Annotated in this window: 17 protein-coding genes; 11 read left to right on the top strand and 6 right to left on the bottom strand. The window is 45.0% G+C overall.

Annotated features, from left to right (window positions below; all coding sequences use genetic code 11):
• Positions 1–153 precede the first annotated feature (153 nt).
• From G5B00_RS00415 to G5B00_RS00465, 11 genes are all read left to right on the top strand, one after another.
• Positions 154–621 (top strand): c-type cytochrome, encoded by a 468-nt coding sequence (locus G5B00_RS00415; protein ID WP_163871269.1) that lies wholly within the window; start codon positions 154–156, stop codon positions 619–621.
• A 117-nt stretch (positions 622–738) separates the two neighbouring features.
• Entirely contained in the window at positions 739–2,715 is a 1,977-nt protein-coding gene (gene nosZ / locus G5B00_RS00420) for a Sec-dependent nitrous-oxide reductase (protein ID WP_163871270.1), read from the top strand.
• A gap of 86 nt (positions 2,716–2,801) precedes the next feature.
• A complete protein-coding gene (locus G5B00_RS00425) occupies positions 2,802–3,404 on the top strand; it encodes a hypothetical protein (RefSeq protein WP_163871271.1) in 603 nt (200 codons plus the stop codon).
• Positions 3,405–3,614: 210 nt separating this feature from the next.
• On the top strand, positions 3,615–4,067 hold the full coding sequence (locus G5B00_RS00430) for a nitrous oxide reductase accessory protein NosL (RefSeq protein ID WP_163871272.1): 453 nt from the start codon (positions 3,615–3,617) through the stop codon (positions 4,065–4,067).
• Positions 4,068–4,079: 12 nt separating this feature from the next.
• Positions 4,080–5,330, top strand: coding sequence for a nitrous oxide reductase family maturation protein NosD (locus G5B00_RS00435; protein ID WP_163871273.1), 1,251 nt, complete (start codon positions 4,080–4,082; stop codon positions 5,328–5,330).
• On the top strand, positions 5,327–6,064 hold the full coding sequence (locus G5B00_RS00440; protein WP_163871274.1) for an ABC transporter ATP-binding protein: 738 nt from the start codon (positions 5,327–5,329) through the stop codon (positions 6,062–6,064). The genes G5B00_RS00435 and G5B00_RS00440 overlap by 4 nt, the downstream gene beginning before the upstream one ends.
• Positions 6,057–6,827 (top strand): ABC transporter permease subunit, encoded by a 771-nt coding sequence (locus G5B00_RS00445; RefSeq protein ID WP_163871275.1) that lies wholly within the window; start codon positions 6,057–6,059, stop codon positions 6,825–6,827. The genes G5B00_RS00440 and G5B00_RS00445 overlap by 8 nt, the downstream gene beginning before the upstream one ends.
• Before the next feature lie 188 nt (positions 6,828–7,015).
• Positions 7,016–7,936, top strand: a complete 921-nt coding sequence (gene ric, locus G5B00_RS00450; protein ID WP_163871276.1) for an iron-sulfur cluster repair di-iron protein — start codon at positions 7,016–7,018, stop codon at positions 7,934–7,936.
• Positions 7,937–7,951: 15 nt separating this feature from the next.
• Positions 7,952–8,764 (top strand): DUF2249 domain-containing protein, encoded by an 813-nt coding sequence (locus G5B00_RS00455; RefSeq protein ID WP_163871277.1) that lies wholly within the window; start codon positions 7,952–7,954, stop codon positions 8,762–8,764.
• Between the two features lie 15 nt (positions 8,765–8,779).
• Complete coding sequence (locus tag G5B00_RS00460) at positions 8,780–10,069, top strand: hypothetical protein (RefSeq protein ID WP_163871278.1); 1,290 nt, start codon at positions 8,780–8,782, stop codon at positions 10,067–10,069.
• A 59-nt stretch (positions 10,070–10,128) separates the two neighbouring features.
• Positions 10,129–10,458: a metal-sulfur cluster assembly factor gene (locus tag G5B00_RS00465; protein WP_163871279.1), complete on the top strand. Its 330-nt coding sequence runs from the start codon at positions 10,129–10,131 to the stop codon at positions 10,456–10,458.
• 716 nt (positions 10,459–11,174) lie between these two features.
• Here G5B00_RS00465 and G5B00_RS00470 read toward each other — a convergent pair.
• The 6 genes from G5B00_RS00470 to G5B00_RS00495 form a co-directional block, all read right to left on the bottom strand.
• Positions 11,175–12,197: a cytochrome-c peroxidase gene (locus tag G5B00_RS00470; RefSeq protein WP_163871280.1), complete on the bottom strand. Its 1,023-nt coding sequence runs from the start codon at positions 12,195–12,197 to the stop codon at positions 11,175–11,177.
• 272 nt (positions 12,198–12,469) lie between these two features.
• Positions 12,470–13,333, bottom strand: coding sequence for an MbnP family protein (locus tag G5B00_RS00475; protein ID WP_163871281.1), 864 nt, complete (start codon positions 13,331–13,333; stop codon positions 12,470–12,472).
• 64 nt (positions 13,334–13,397) lie between these two features.
• Entirely contained in the window at positions 13,398–13,763 is a 366-nt protein-coding gene (locus tag G5B00_RS00480; protein WP_163871282.1) for a hypothetical protein, read from the bottom strand.
• Between the two features lie 4 nt (positions 13,764–13,767).
• Positions 13,768–15,759, bottom strand: a complete 1,992-nt coding sequence (locus tag G5B00_RS00485) for a TonB-dependent receptor plug domain-containing protein (protein WP_163871283.1) — start codon at positions 15,757–15,759, stop codon at positions 13,768–13,770.
• A 1-nt stretch (position 15,760) separates the two neighbouring features.
• Entirely contained in the window at positions 15,761–16,687 is a 927-nt protein-coding gene (locus G5B00_RS00490) for a hypothetical protein (protein WP_163871284.1), read from the bottom strand.
• Positions 16,688–16,845: 158 nt separating this feature from the next.
• Positions 16,846–17,148, bottom strand: a complete 303-nt coding sequence (locus tag G5B00_RS00495; protein WP_205966232.1) for a hypothetical protein — start codon at positions 17,146–17,148, stop codon at positions 16,846–16,848.
• Positions 17,149–17,446: the final 298 nt, after the last annotated feature.

The following is a 17,446-nucleotide window of genomic DNA, read 5'->3' on the forward strand; positions in this document are numbered from 1 at the left end:
TTGAAAATAAATTTGCAGTAATAAGTACAAACAGAAGAGAGAACAAACAGTAAACACATTATTCTGATGAAACCTGCATGAATTGCCATTTGACAAAAGGATGTGAACAATTCATGTAAGCTTCATCACCATTAAAAAAAACAAATTATTCTGATGAAAAAGTTAATTATTTTTTTCGCAATCGGCATATTCATTTATGCCTGTTCGAACAACAGCAACCAAAACAGCAGCACGAGTTCCAGAAATTCGTCTTCTAAGGCTACAACAAGCGACTATGATCCCAAAAGAGGAGAAGGAAAGCACGATAAGGTCGAATTGGGGGACAAATTGGACGCTAAGATGGCCGAAGAAGGAAAAACTATTGCCAATCTCAAATGTGCAAGTTGCCACAAGTACACAGACGAAAAGCTCGTCGGACCAGGATGGGCAGGTGTGAGCAACAAGCACCAACCGGAATGGATCATGAACTTCATCACCAATCCGGATCCAATGATCGACAAGGACCCTGAGTTGCAAGCTCAGCTAGAGATCTGTCTGGTTCGTATGCCGAACCAAAATCTTTCGGATGATGACGCACGTAAAATATTGGAATTCATGCGGCAAAATGATGGTGTGAAATGATTCGAAATAAAAAGTAAAGATAGTGACGATAGTTATACAGTTATGAAATGAACATCATTTCTGTAACCCATTTCACTTCATACCTTTAAAAATAAAAAACCCTTAAACTATTATCATATGAATCTAAAACGACACCTGATGTGGGTTACGGCCGTAGCTGTTGCAGCCACATCTTTCCAAGCCTGCAAGCCCAGAGGGGCAGGTAGTGCCGTAGCAGGCAATGCTGCCGAACGAACATACGTTCCACCAGGGCAGTACGACGAGTTCTATAATTTTGTATCGGGAGGATTCAGTGGACAGATGAGTGTCTATGGACTTCCTAGCGGGCGCTTGTTTCGTGTGATTCCCGTTTTCTCGGTAGATCCAGAGAAAGGATGGGGATTCAGCGAAGAGACCAAACCTATGTTGCAGACCTCACATGGCTTTGTGCCTTGGGATGACCTCCACCATATCGAAGCTTCCTTTACCGATGGAATGCCCGATGGCAAGTGGATGTTTGCCAACTCCAATAACACCCCTCGTCTGGCCCGAATCAATTTAAAGACCTACCGCACAGATGAGATCATTGAGATCCCCAACACAGGAGGAAACCACTGTTCACCATTCACCACAGAAAATTCAGAGTACGTTATTGCAGCTACACGTTTCAGTGTACCACCAGATGGACCCGAAAGCGATGTACCTATTAGTTCTTACAAAGAAAATTTCAAAGGGCACGTTAGTTTTGTGAGTGTAGACAAAGAAACCGGTGAATTTGACATCGCATTCCAATTGAAAACTCCAGGCGTAAACTTTGATTTGTCCAGCGCCGGTAAAGGCGTATCCAACGGATGGCTTTTCATGAGTTGCTACAACACCGAGCAGGCCCACACACTATTGGAAGTCAATGCTTCCAAAAACGACAAGGACTTTATCATGGCGATCAATTGGAAGAAAGCCGAAGAGTATGTCAAAGCGGGAAGAGGAAAAAAACAAACGAATGTACGCTATGCCCACAACAAATGGGATGAGCATACGCATTCAGCCACCCACGAAATCAAAACAGAGGTTACCGTACTGGACGTGACAGAGTTTGACGATTTGGTGTACCTGATCCCATGTCCGAAATCCCCTCACGGAACCGATGTCAGTCCTACAGGCGAATATATCGTAGGTAGTGGAAAATTGGCCGCGCTTATCCCGGTATTCAGTTTCGAAAAATTCCAAAAAGCCATTGCAAACAAAGATTTTGAAGGCGAACGCTACGACGGTGTTCCGGTCATCAAATACGAATCCGCACTGCACGGTGAAGTCCAAAAGCCAGGCTTAGGCCCATTGCACACTGAGTTTGACGACAAAGGAAATGCTTATACCTCATTCTTTGTCTCTTCCGAAGTCGTTAAATGGCGTATCAAAGATCTGGAAATCCTCGACAGACAGCCTACATATTACTCTGTAGGACACTTGATGGTCGCCGGAGGAAATTCCAAAAAACCGTATGGCAAATATTTGGTAGCATACAACAAGATCACGAAAGACCGCTTCTTACCTACCGGGCCAGAGCTTTGCCACAGTGCACAGTTATTTGACATCAGTGGAGACAAAATGGAACTTTTGTTGGATTTTCCAACTATTGGTGAGCCGCATTACGCGCAGGCTGTGCCGGCCGATCTATTGATGGACAAATCATTGCAAATTTACGACATCAATGCCAACAAGCACCCCCACAAAACCAATGGTGAGAGCGAAGCAAAGGTCGAGCGCAATGGCAACACTGTACGCGTGTACATGACCACCATCCGTTCGCACATTACGCCCGACGTGATCGAAGGTATACAGCTAGGCGATGAGGTTTATTTCCACGTGACCAACATAGAACAAGACTGGGATATGCCACATGGATTTGCTATCAAGGGAGCAAACAATTCTGAACTGCTTGTGATGCCGGGCGAAACCACTACATTGAAATGGGTACCCGATCGTGTAGGTATATTCCCATTCTACTGTACAGACTTCTGTTCAGCACTGCACCAGGAGATGTCCGGATATGTCAGGGTCTCTCCTAAAGGAAGCAACGTGCCGATCTCAAGCTACACAGGCGAAAAGGCAGAATAAATCAGCATTTAGGCTGTAGGGATTAAGCTATAGGCTAAATAACGCTTAAAGCCTAATGCTTACAGCTTACATTAAACAAATAAGAAGTGAAAAATTCAAGCCCCATATCATCCACCAACCGCCTCTTGCTTATACTCTGTAGTATAGCACTATTGGCTGTCATTTTTCTGCCCATTTGGCGCATCGAACTGGATGCAGCCCAATATCCGGAAGGACTGGAACTACAGATATACAGCAATAAGCTAGCCGGTCAAGTGGATATCATCAATGGGCTCAATCACTACATCGGCATGAAGACGCTTCATGCCGATGATTTCATCGAATTCACAGTTCTTCCTTACATTATAGGCTTCTTTGTCTTGGCTTTCTTGGGTGTAGCACTAAGCAGAAAGAGGAAATTTGTCTATGTCCTGTTTGGTGCATTTTTACTGTTTGGTATTGTCGCTATGGTTGATTTTTACCGGTGGCTGTACAATTACGGTCACGACCTCGACCCTAACGCACCTATTATCGTGCCCGGCATGGCCTATCAGCCTCCGCTCATCGGCTTTAAGCAGTTGCTCAATTTTGGCGCTTTCTCGATTCCCGATTTAGGCGGCTGGATGTTTATAGCTGTCGGCGTTATCTTGGCCTATTGTACATGGAATGAGTTCAGACGTGCAAAGAAGCGAAACCTTTCGCAAGTTTAGCAAAGCGTAACTTGTGAAGGGATATAAAACAAGTTTACGACTTGTTGAAAAGATCGGTCTTACAGCTAAGTTAAAAATTTAGCTTATCTCTACTCACAAGTTATCCCGACAAGTCAGAGTAAACTTGCGAGAGAAAAATAGTCATTATCAAAAAACTATAGTCATAAGCATAGGCCTCTTGCCTATAGCTTAAAGCAAAAAACAACACAGATGAGAAACAACACACTTTTTTTTAGCACAATCGGTTTTGTTGTCTTTTCCCTTTTTCTGGGATTGCAAGCCTGCACGAGTACTGCTGGCCCAAAGCCCATCAAATACGGTAAAGACCAGTGCGTCTACTGCAAGATGACCGTCAGTGATCCCCGCTTCGGCACACAGCTGCAAACCAAAAAAGGCCGGGTGTACAACTTTGACGATGTACAGTGTATGATTGCCTTCGTCAAAGAAAGCCAAGTTAAAAAAGAGGATGTAGCAGCTTTCTATCTGCCCGACTTTGTCAGCAACGAGCTACTCCCGGCAGAAGACCTCTATTACCTCCATAGCGAAGGACTCAAAAGTCCTATGCGCGGAGATATAGCCGCTTTTGCGGATAAGGAAGCTATGGAAAAAGCAAGGAAAGAGCTGGGAGGCACACCACTATCCTGGAACGACCTATGGAACTAACAAAGTCACGCTATGAATCATTTTCTATTTTTCATATTGAATCTAAATGTGTGTTTATCGATGGTAGTCGGCATGTCTCATGCCGCTACCATTCATGTAGGCAAGACACACGCTTTCAAATCCATCCACTCCGCCATTGCAAAAGCCAATGCCGGAGATACCATCCTGGTTCATAGCGGCCTTTATCAAGAAGGCAATATCAACATCGACAAAAGACTCACCCTGATCGGTATTGACCATCCTGTCATTGATGGAAAAAAAGAATACGAACCCATCTCCATACGGGTTGAAGGTGTCACGGTAAAGGGATTTACCATCCAGAACTCCGGGCATTCTTCGATGAATGACATTGCTGGCATCAAAATCTACAATACGAACAACGTTACCATTACAGACAACATTCTGGACGACAATTTTTTCGGCATATATGCACAAGAGTCCAGGAACTGCCATATCGAAAACAACCGCCTTCGGGCATATGGAAAAGCCGAGCACTTCGTCGGCAACGGTATCCATGCCTGGAAGAGCGACAGCATAACCATTGTCGGCAACGAAATCATGGGGCACCGTGACGGTATCTACCTGGAGTTTGTGACCCACACCGAGGTGGACAGCAATCTCTCCCAAAACAACCTGCGCTACGGTCTCCACTTCATGTTTTCGCACGACAACAGCTACCTGTACAATACCTTCACGTCCAATGGCGCCGGTGTGGCCGTGATGTACACCGACCGCGTGCGGATGGAGCACAATGTCTTCAACGAGAACTGGGGCGATTCAGCCTATGGCCTACTGCTCAAAGACATCAGGGATAGCCACATACAGCACAATGTCTTTGCCAAGAACACCACCGCCATCTACATGGAAGGCAGCAACCGGATACAGATGCTCGACAACAGGTTCGAAAACAACGGTTGGGCCATCAAGATATTTTCCAGCTGCATGAACAATACACTGAGCAGAAACAGCTTTATCCAAAATACATTTGACATCGCGACAAACGGCGGCAGAATGACCAACCGCTTTGAAGAAAACTACTGGGACAAATACGAAGGCTATGATCTCGACAAGGACGGTATCGGCGATGTGCCTCACCATCCGGTCAGCCTTTTCTCCATATTGGTCGAACGATACCCCTCTATGATGTTGCTCTTCCGCAGTTTTATGGTTACCTTGTTTGATCGTAGCGAAAAGTTGATTCCTTCATTGACACCCGAACATCTGAAGGACGACAAACCGCTCATGAAATCTGCTATAATATGATTGAAATAAAACAACTATCGAAGCATTTTGGCAAACTACAGGTACTCCGGGAAATCGATTTATCTCTGGAAGGAGGGCAATGTATATCTCTGATAGGGCCAAATGGCAGTGGCAAGACAACATTGATCAAATCCATCCTTGGTATGGTCATCCCCAGTTCGGGAACTATACATTTTGAAGGAAAAAATATCAGCCGCGAGTGGGCATACCGCAATGACATAGGCTACATGCCACAGATAGGCGAATACCCCGAAAACATGAGTATAGGCCAAGTCTTGGATATGATGAAGGATATCCGCAAAATACCGGAAAATCTTCTGGATACCGAGCTGTATGAAAAGTTTGAGCTCGACAAGATGCTGGACAAGCGTATGCGTACGCTATCCGGTGGTACCCGCCAAAAAGTGAGTGCCTGCCTTGCATTTATGTTCAGTCCCAAAGTCCTGATCCTCGATGAACCGACGGCCGGATTGGATCCCGTGGCGACCGAGATATTGAAAGATAAAATCATAGACGAGAAGCACAAAAACAAACTTATCATGATCACTTCCCATGTACTCAGTGACCTCGATGATCTCGTCTCGCAGATCATATACATGCAGGATGGAAGGGTCATGTTTCACAAATCTCTTGTCGAGCTAAAGGTCGACACAGGCACAAACAAACTGTCCAAAGCCATTGCCCACATCATGTCTCTCAAACAAGAACTTTCAAAAGAAACGATATATGAGTAAAAAGATCATCAAATACGTCATTACGGATCTGCTGCGCAACCGCACGGTATTGCTCTACACATTGGTTCTCCTTGCCTTGTCCCTGGGGGTATTCCTGATGGAGGACAACATCGACAAAGGTATAGCCAGTATGCTCAATATTGTTCTCTTTGTCGTGCCGTTGGTCAGTATTGTCTTCTCGACGATATATCTGTACAACAGCTCGGAGTTCATCGGCCTGCTGGTCAGTCAACCGCTCAAAAGGCAAAGTATCTGGCTGAGCATAGCTGTCGGTTTGGGTGTGATGATGGCATTTGCTTTCTTTGTCGGTATAGGGGTACCCACATTGATCTTTGCCTACAGTGCCTCAGGTCTCATGTTGATCGTAGCCGGGTTATTGCTCTCCGTGATATTCGTTTCCCTAGCCATGTGGACAGCCGTGTATATACGGGACAAATCCAAAGGTATAGGACTGGCCATTATCCTATGGCTTTATTTTGCGCTGATCTTCGATGCCATACTGCTGTTCCTGCTCTTTCAGTTTGCCGATTATCCTATCGAAAACATTATGGTAGCCATATCTATGCTCAACCCCATAGACATTAGCCGCATATTGGTATTGTTGGAGATAGACCTCTCTGCCATGATGGGATATACCGGTGCTATTTTCCGTGATTTCTTCGGAACTGGAGGTGGCATGTTCGTGACATTAGGTGTCATGTTGCTTTGGTTTGCGGTGCCGCTATGGCTGTCCAACCGTTATTTTAAGAAGAAGGACTTATAGTCCTTTCACTTGTCACAGGCTTAAGCCTCCGTGGCAAATGAACAAAACTGACATCATTCTGACAGCTTTTACCCGCATTATGCGCGCGCGCATAAAACACACTTTGCATAGCCTGTAAATTTGTATATACCGCACGAGGAAAGTCGGGAAATTACATAATTTATACACTACATTAAAATACAAAAGCCATGATAAAAACAGCTCAATTAGATGTCACGAAAATCGAACCACGGTTGAAACACCCTACCATTTTTGAACATTTCGATGCACTCGTCCAGGGCGAAGAATTCGAGATATTGAACGACCATGACCCCAAGCCGCTTTACTATCAGCTTTTGGGCGAACGTGGCAATATATTTACCTGGGAATACCTGGAAAATGGCCCGCAATGTTGGCGCGTACGCATCGCTAAACCTGCCGATGAAAATGCGGAGACTGTCGGTTCCATTGCCGCCAAAGATATCCGCAAAGCCGAAGTATTCAAAAAACTGGGTATAGACTTTTGTTGTGGCGGCAAAAAATCCCTTAAACAAGCTGCCGAATCCGTAGGTATAAGCGAAGTCGAGCTGAAAAACCATTTGTCCCAAGCCGAAAATATCCAAAGCAATGCCGCCCACGATTTTGACAGTTGGGATCTTGGCTTTCTGGCGGACTATATCTACAATGTACATCATAAGTATGTACGTGAACAAGGCCCGATCATCGAGCAATTGGCCGACAAGGTCGCTATGCGCCACGGCTCCGAGCACCATGAGCTGTTCCACCTCGCCGAAGGCATGCATGCTTTTATGGCCGATCTGTATGCTCACTTGAAAACCGAAGAAGAAAGACTTTTTCCCATCGTCAAAAAACTGGCTTCAGGCGAAAAGGCCGATACACCGGAGGTGAAAAGTACCATTTCGGCCATGGAGGAAGAGCACGAAAGTGCAGGCGAAGAACTGCGCCAGTTCCGTATCTTGACCCAGGACTACAAATTGCCGCCAAATGCCTGCAATTCGTACACCTACCTGTTTGAAAAGATAAAGGAGTTCGAAAACGACCTGTTCCAACATATCCATTTGGAAAACAATGTGCTCTTTCCAAAGGCCATTGCGCTTCATCAAAACTAAAAAAGCGTCGATATCATGATACCTATAGATCCACATACCAAGATTTCGGCACTGATCAAGGCCAATGAAAAAAGCATTGACGCCATCGCATCGCTTGCCAAACCCTTGCAAAAGCTGAAAAATCCTTTGTTGCGCCGTATCATGGCCTCCCGGGTCACCATTGCGGAAGCGGCATCTATCGGTGAATGTACGGTAGCCGATTTCAAACGCGTGCTGGAACCCTTAGGATTCGAAATGAACATCAGAGAAGATCAAAACCAGGCCGAGATCCTTACGAAACCGGCCTGGCTATCGGACGATATCCCTTGCACGACGCTCGATGTCCGCCAAACCATTGCCGATGGCCACGATCCATTGAAGGAGATCAATCAAAGCTATCATCAATTGGCCCAGGGACACATATTGTGTATCGTCAATACGTTCATTCCCTATCCGCTGATCAAGCTATTGGAAGGCAAGGGAGCCCAGACATTTGTCGAGGCCATCGGCGAGCAGGAATATCGCACCTATTTTCTCAAAGAAACTGTTGCAGTACCCTCCCACTCATCCTCTAGTATATCTACGTTGGGACTGTCAGATTTTGAAGCTATATTGGATAAATATGCAGACAAAGATATCATCCGTCTCGATGTGCGCGAACTGCCCATGCCACAGCCTATGGAGACCATCTTGGAGACCCTACCCGGCATCGGTACAGGACAGGTACTCTTTGTCAACCACAAGCGCGTTCCGCTTCACCTGCTGGAAGAAATGGAAGAATATGATTACAAAATCCATATATGTGAAGTTGCTGAAGGTGACGTACGGTTGTTGATCTATCGATCCTAAAACTAAGAAAAGACCATGGCAGACATATTTGTGAACAAGGCCCCAAAAGAACTCGCTGTCATTCCATTTTATGCGACGGCGGCCGTCTTCTTTTTATTGCTCAGTCTTTTGCTCTGTTTTTCGGCCCGTGAGCTTACCGGTCACTATTTCAATCCACATATTTTAGCTATCGTACATACGGCCGCATTGGGCTGGGGCACGATGATCATCTTTGGTGCAGCTTATCAATTGCTGCCTGTCATCTGCGAACAGGAGCTATTCAGTACGCGGCTAGCTTTCCTATCCTACCTTTTATTGACGGCAGGGAGCATCGGGCTGATTGTCTGCTTTTGGATATTTGATACAGGATGGGCCATGATTGTTTCCGGCTCGGCCGTGGTGCTGAGCAGTTACCTCTACGCCTTCAATATCTACAAAACTGCCAATGATACCAATCGGTCGCAGATACATCAAAACTTTCTGCTCATCTCAGCTTTTTGGCTCTGTTTTACGACAACGGTCGGATTGTTGCTGACCATCAACCTCAGCTATAATTTCATTCCCCGAAATCATTTGGACATCTTAAAATTGCATGCCCATGCAGGTATTGCCGGTTGGTTTTTGCAGTTGATATGTGGCGTGGGTGCCAAACTCATCCCCATGTTCCTGTTGGGAAAATCAAAAAGAAACTGGCTATTGCATACCGCCTTGATCCTGCAAAACCTGGGACTTATCGCCTTTTTGGCCGATGGTTATTTCAATCCTATGCATGTACGGATGTACTTCTATGCACTGTTGGTCTTTCTGGGAACCCTATGTTGGCTACTCTATATTATCGATGCCTACCGCCATCGTGCACGCAAGAAAGCCGATACATTGATGCGGCACACACTCATTTCCCTGGTCGCACAAGGACTTGCTTTTGGTGTGATCCCGATCATGCTTTCAAACCATCAAACCAAATGGACAGCGCTGTACGGCACATTGATATTCCTCGGATGGATCACAGGCATTATCCTCGGCAAAACGTTCAAGACCTTGCCATTCATCGTATGGAACAAACGATACAAAAATCTGAACGGAACGGCCAAGATCCCCATGCCAAAGCATCTCTATAACGAAAACCTTATCCAGTACCAGTACTATGCTTATATTGGTACTATAGTATTGACATGTCTGGGCATCGTAGTGGATCACCGTCTGACGATACAGACCGCAGCGATACTATGGATTGTCATAGCTTTGGTATATGGCTATAATGTGTTTCGGATCGTTTTTCATCAGAATAAATCGTTTTTAAAAGGCGATGAAGCTTGCGTGATCTGATTATTCATATACTTTTTAGAGTGGCAGCTCATACAGGTTTCATAAAACCACTATAGATTATGGAAATAAAGCTGAATAACCCGTATGCACAGGAGGAACTCAAAGCACAGGTGGCACTGATGCAGGTCATCGATCCTGAGCTCAACGTCAATATTGTCGATCTCGGATTGGTGTATGGCGTTGATTTTTCCACAGAAGGCCAAATTATTGTCCGAATGACCTTATCTACGCCGCATTGTCCGATGGGTGATGCCATTGAACAGGGTGTGTTGAATGTACTACGGCAAACCTTTCCCGACAGGACACCTTCCATCCAACTTGTATGGGAACCCGAATGGAATTTCAATATGATTTCCGAAGCCGGGAAAGAACAGTTGAATTTACTTTAAGTCGGTATCCCAGAAAAAACTGATTTATTAGACATGTTCACTTTCGTGTAGAGAGGAAACGAAGGTATAAATCATACAGTTCTTGTCCTTGGGCCGGACGGGCCCTTCATTTTTGTCTTGACACAAAAACGAAGCAAAAAAGTCAAGACTCTGTGCACCCTGTTCAAGCCGCCACGCTCCACTACGGAAGCACCTTTTGAGGTCTCCAACGCACAATTCCCGCCCAAAGACTGAAAAGGCTTGCATTGTGCCAGCTGTCCGTCATCAAGACCGTCGCTCCACGGGCTTGCTCTCCATGCCGCACAAGGTCGATGATAGGTATTGCTTTCTACCTCACCCAGCAAATAACGTACTGATGTGCAGGTAAAGCTAACCGTTGTGGACTGCGCCCGTCCATTTCACCAGCAGCGGTAAGAATAGCCCTGCAACGGGAGGCTTTGTGGTGGGTTGCCCCTAGCTCTGTCCAGTTTTGTTGATGGATTGGTGGGCAATGGCCCTAGGGAGACAAAACCAAGGGTAGCAGTTGCAGGGCTATTGAGCGTCGGAATTGTGTGAAAAGATGCCTTGGAATGGGCAAAAGGTTTTGGTCCTTTTGCCTCACAAAAGGACTAGGCCTGTCCGGCCATGAGGACGGACAGGTAGCGGGAGAGAAAAAATACAAATCATCGATTAAATTAAACCTTCGTTTATTCTTAATATCAAAAAAAATTCTCTCCTTATTTCCCTACAAATTCTCTGTCACTCAATGTCTTGATAAAAGAAATAATATCTTCTTTTTCCTGTTCGGTCATTGGTATCCTATTGCCATTATCTTTCAAAATGGGGTCAAGGTTATCCGCCTCCAAAACGCCAGTGTCAAAATAATCCAAAACAGCTCTCAATGTCGGAAACTGGCCAAAGCTGCCATAGGGCGCCGTGTATTCGGCATTCCGCAAAGAAGGTACCCTAAAACTCATGTAGTCCGCAGGAACTCCTGTCACCCTGGCACGCCCTGCCTCTTCTGTACTCGGGTTGACAGGAAAGCCTACATTGCGAAAACTTTGGTCGGTAAACAGTTCTGTACCGTGACAGCTCGCACATTTTATTGTAAACGTTTGATAGCCCCGTGCTTCACTTTCCGTAAATACTTCACCTTCATTTCGTTTGACCTTATCGTACTTGCTGTTGGCCGAGACCAGCGTATATTCATACTGCGCAATACTCCGATAAATACGGTCTGGCGTAATATTTTCATCACCAAATGCTTTTCTGAACAACTCCTTATATTCATGGCCATCACTGATTTTTCCGATAACTTCCACAATAGAAGAATTCATCTCTTCGTGCGTGATGATCGGCACCAATGGCTGATTTTCCAAACGTAGCTTACTGCCGTCCCAATTATAAAATTTCATAAACGCCAGATTCTGAATAGGTGGCGTATTCCGAAGCCCGACCCGGCCATAAACCCCCACAGCCTGCACCTCATTGTCCGCAAAAGCATTGCCCCGATTGTGGCAACTGGCACAGGAAATCATATTATTGGTGCTGAATTTCTTTTCGTGGAAAAGCCTTTCGCCCAGTTCCACACCGTATTTTGTGGGTTTATTTTCGTTTACCGCAGTGTTTAAGGACGGAAAGCCCATGGGTATATGCAATGGAATTTCGGGATTGTCATATGGCATCTGCTCAATATCATCCTCTCTGTTGCAGGATAGCAACAGCAAGAAGATGGATAATATGATGAGTACCTTTTTCATATATAATACAAGTTCCTTGCGCCGTCATTTCGATGAGGAGGTACGACGAAGAGAAATCTATGGCTGGAAAGAAAGTTATCTTGTGTCCTCAGATTCCTCCTCGTACCTCCCCGAATGCTTTCGGGGCAAGCTCTCGGAATGACGATATAGTTTTCTTTTTTGTCATCCCGACTTTGGAGAGCCTGTCCGAACATTGGAAGATCTGCAATGTAACCTTTCATACGACAGATCCCTCGGCAAGCTTCGGGATGACAATTGGATGTTACTATTTATTAATTCTCTACACTACCGATAGAAAACATGCCCGAGATATCACTTGTCCCGTTTCCACCGATATTATCCACAAATTTTACCATATTTTCCATGCTACTATGATAACTCGGGGTTGTCGCATTGCCTCCAACCAAAACCATTGTGTTACTTTTTCCACTCAGGAGTTTATCAAAATCGGCATTGATCGTGATCTTAGGCGTATTTTTGCCGACAACCGCATTATTAGGAAGGACCAAGGCGATATCCCGATAGGCGTCTACACCTTGTGTATAGGTATCTGGATCACCCTCAGTTCCATCCACGGTACTCCCGGTATGAATAGACATAGACTTGTTATCCACATCATAAAAACCTTCGATTTTGGTAAAACGATAACCGGTTGCCCATTGCCACATCATTTCGGTATCATTAGCTCCGGCCTCGGCATAGAATTTAGGGAATTTGACCTCATCCAACGTGTTGAGTTCCCACTTCACACCCAGACCGAATTTGATCTGCCTGTATTCTCCTACGGGAATATTGCTGAGCACATAGTCCAAGGTCTGCGGTTTTGCATGGTTTACGACGGTCGCTCCTTTGTCCAGATCATTGATATGATACGGAAACTCACCTCCGTCCGCTTTGACGAGGCGGATGTTACTGATCACATACTTCAATTCTGAAAAGCGGTGTACCTGCCCCTCGACAGACGTGTTCACCGTGGCCGTAGTCGAGGCAGCATCCCCGAGTACGATAGTTGTATTTTTGAAAGTATTGTTGAAATGCAATGTGATATTGTTGGCAACAGGGTTCTCGTCCTTTTCACAGGATGCCAATACCGATACCATTGCCAATAGAAAGAAATATTTTGTTAATGTTTTCATGGATTTATTATTTGATTGTGTTTTCTGATTTAGTGACCTATTTGAATAAAACTTTGATAGTAAATCAGACAATCGGTGGCGGCACGAAGATTTCGCGACAGGGCTCCCTATAGCAAATCTCCTGATAACGCGGCATAATACTACTTATGTCAACCGTTATATTTCTCGCCTCAAACCTGTGGAATGAAATGGGCAACATATCTACTTTAGGATACATAGCGGCAGGGGCCGAATCCGAACTTCCGGATTTCTGCAACTGTTTTTTCAAGAAGCACGTACCGTCACAATGCAGTTCTGGCCTGTCTTTGTTAACACAAAATTTCTGTTCGATGATCTCCTGATTGAGTTTGAAGTGCATCACGATAATTGCCTGCTGAAAGCCGATCAGCAAGGATAATACCATCAATAACACACTAACAGGTTTTTTCATCTTTCTAGAAGCTGAATTTTAACGAAGTGAAAATATTGCGCCCCATCCTTGGGATATTGCCCCAATCTGCATAGGTACTGTAATGCTCGTTGAACAGGTTTTCTGCCCCAGTCTGCAAAACCATTTTATAGTTTTTAAAGCTGAATGTATAATCCGCGGAGATATTCCACACCGTATAGGCCGGTGTCTGATCCTCGCCATATTCAGGACTGTAATTCCGCTGTGCGAGGTCACCGTTTACAGCAGTACGAACACCAAACTGCCTGTGCATAAAATAAAGTGATGTCTGGTAGCTCAACGGACGGATGAAAGGTAAGTTCCCGTTTTTGTCGTCCGTTGCCCGGGCATAGGTAAGCGTTCCCTTCCAATGCAGGTGTTGCAGTATATCGTAATTGGCATTCAGTGCCAGATTGAAAAGCTTAGCGTGATCCAAGGAAGTGTATCCCTTCACCCCGACCGATTGATAGTTCATCGGGCTGCCCAAACTCAAAATCTGACCAACGATATAATGCTGTATATGGAAATAGTTTGCTTTAGCTTCTATACCCATTCGCTTATTTTTGAACCCTGCACTTGCATTGGCCTCATAGGAAATCTCGTTTTTCAGATCAGGATTTCCGATGTAGTCGTAGCGGTCAAAACTGTTGTAGATATAATATCCATACCCCTCCGAAACCGATGGTGCTCTATGCCCGTAACCTGTTCCGACAGAAAAATCAAATTGATTTATATGCAGTTGATAACTGGTATGCAAGCCGGGCAACACCCTATTTTTTTCCTGTGGTGTGCCGGGATGGAAGATCCAGTTGAACTCCACATATTTGGAATGGTTGTAATTCCAGCCCAAAGATCCGCCGAAATTCAATCGGCTCCTTTCCGAAATATCCCATGCATTATTCATCGAAAGCCCTGCAAAGCGGGTCGTGACCCAGGGCCAGCTATAGGCAAACATCGTTTTCTTGCTCCGGTCTTGCGGATACATCGTCATCTCCGCGATGGAGAGGTTGTCGTAAGCGTTCAGCTGGATTTCGGACGAATAATCGTCCTTCTTCAGATGGACCTTGGACACTAGCCCGTAGGTAGTACTCCAACCCGGCATATCCATATGGACAAGATTTTCAGGACGTGTGGTGTCATCCATATAGTGTTCAACAGCGTTGAAATAAATCTTGCTATCCCAGACCCGCAGCAACCCATCTTCAAACAGCTGTTTGTAGGATGCCGATGTAATGATCGCACGCGAGAGCCACAGATCCATGGGGAGTGCCGGAAAGCCTACATCTTTGGCTTTATCATAGATCGCATCTATACGCACGGAGGAGAGCGGACTGGTCTTGTAGGCCAATCCTAGGGAAGTGTTAAATTTGTTGTACTGTGAATGGTCGATCTCCCTGTCTTTTCCGTCATAATAATTGCCCGCCTTACGGAATGAAATACTACCGTCTGCCACAAACCTATCGTCGGAATAAGAAACGTTGCCGAGGTTGAAATACTGCCTGTTGTTAAATTCAAATCCGGTCTGGTACGCCCCACCCCATTTCTTTTCCATACCGAATGGAGTACTTTTCCTCCTGAGGTCTATACTTCCGGCCACGGTCGCACCATGTAGGCTACCTTCCTGACCGGAAGTAATGTCTATGGTCGCCAGGTTATTGCTTTCGACATACGAGGTGATTGGGTCCATTTTGTCGGTACAGGCACCAAATACGTGCATTCCGTCTATCGTGAGCGTAGAGCGTTCCGTACTCATGTTGTTGAGCAAAGGCTCCCAAGCATATGCACCCCGCTTGATAAAACTGATATTGTCGGACGATGCCAAAAACTCATCCACCGAAACCGCCATTTTCATGTCTGTCTCGATCTTGCGCTTGGCAATAGCTGTCACGGTCACCTCGTCCAGCCGTTTGGTGCTGTCGCTGTGCACATGTCTATGTTGGGCTTGTACATTCATTCCCAAAGAAAGGACCAAAAAGGAAATGCTTATCTTTTTTATCATCTTAGAACAAAATATCGATATGTAATTCACTTTTCACGCCCTCCACACCGGGTGTAAAGTCCGTGGGCACTATAGTACCTTTCAGTATCTGCCCCTGTTGGTTCAATAGGATAAAGTTCAACGTCCAGTTTCCCGTCATGGTGTAATTCACGACCCCGTGGTACAAACCATCGTTTTGCTGTGTCAGATCTTTATTGTTTTCGGAGGAATGGTTGCCCATGGAAGGTTCGGGCATCCGTGGGTCTAACTGTAAGGTATAACCGCTCACCTCGGTGTACGAAAACTGCGAGGCATCGGGAAAATCTCCGGATGGCGGGTCGGTCGGCTTGTTGTATCTGTAAATTCCGGCAATCAGTTCATGCTCGCCAACTTTGGGTTTTTGCGGTGCCACCAAAGCGATGAAGTACTGCTCATCGTCCTTTCCGACAAATGCCGTCATATTTAGGTTTTTATTGACCTGCTCTTTAATAGAAATATCCTGCTTTGCCGTATGGGTTTGCCCTGCAATGGTGAAGCTGATGTAAAGCTCCCAGCTTCGCCCCGAACTGCTTTCATCCGTAAACACCGCATATCCCCAATAATAACTGTCATCCGTTCCATGCACTAAGTCGTATCGATGAGGGCAAGAGGACTGACCGCCGTCGGCACTGGTCATGACAGGTAAAAAGGTCACCGCCGAAGCACTTATCTCTTCGTTGGTCTGGCCATTCGTAATCTTTAGACGGATTTCATTGTAGCCCTTATAGAACGTTCCGTTCAAGGCTTCAATATTGACTTCATAACCATCGCTATGTATGGTATAAGCCTCTTTAAACTCATGGTACTCGGTAACTACCGTATCTATTTCCCCTTCGTAATCCGTTTTTTCTTTGGTACAAGACACCACCGCAAAGCATAATGCAGTGAGAAAAAATAGTAGTTTTTTCATCTGAGATGAATTATTAATCCAATATTTCGTGAAAACTTATTTGAAATGAATGTAGCAAGCATGATCAATTTCGATCTCGTATCACCACCAAAGCGATAGACGAAAATTCCATTAAAAATCTGTCAAGCCGAAACTAAGCTACATCCAATCGGTATGGACTAACTGATCGGAGGGCGGAATATGGGGGTATTGTAGTTAAATCTGTAATCAATCAGATAAGGCGAAAAAGGTTTGTCGAGGGGTTCTTCATTGGGCCGGTATAGGGTCAATACAGGACGCTCCTTATGCACATAAAGCGCACTGTATTCATATACCAAAAGATTCTTTTTCGTCTCCTCTTTCTCTTTTTCCCTGATTTTCTTCATCAGCACACACTGACCATCACAATGGAGCTGAGGTTTGTCCTTGTTGATACACATTGCAATGTAGTCGGGCAGGTGTATCTGATATTCTACGGCCATGATACTGCGATAAAATGATTGCAGTGTCAAAGCGAGCAATAGAATATATGTACAAAGAGTTCTCAAAACTTTCTGGTTCTTATCGTAATTAACCTTCACCAAAGGTACAGAAAGAATCCATCATAAAAATAACAGATGTCACTTTTTTTAGAAATACCTAATTCATGTTGTCATCCCAAAAATATAATATTTTAAGATTGTCCGATCGTTAATAAGGAGCAAGAACCCTATAGTCTAAAAAATTATTTCCTTTTGTGCTTGCGGTCATAAAATAAAGAAGGGTTCACGTTTATATTTG

This window comes from Parapedobacter sp. SGR-10, assembly GCF_011030405.1.
Taxonomy (GTDB): domain Bacteria; phylum Bacteroidota; class Bacteroidia; order Sphingobacteriales; family Sphingobacteriaceae; genus Sphingobacterium.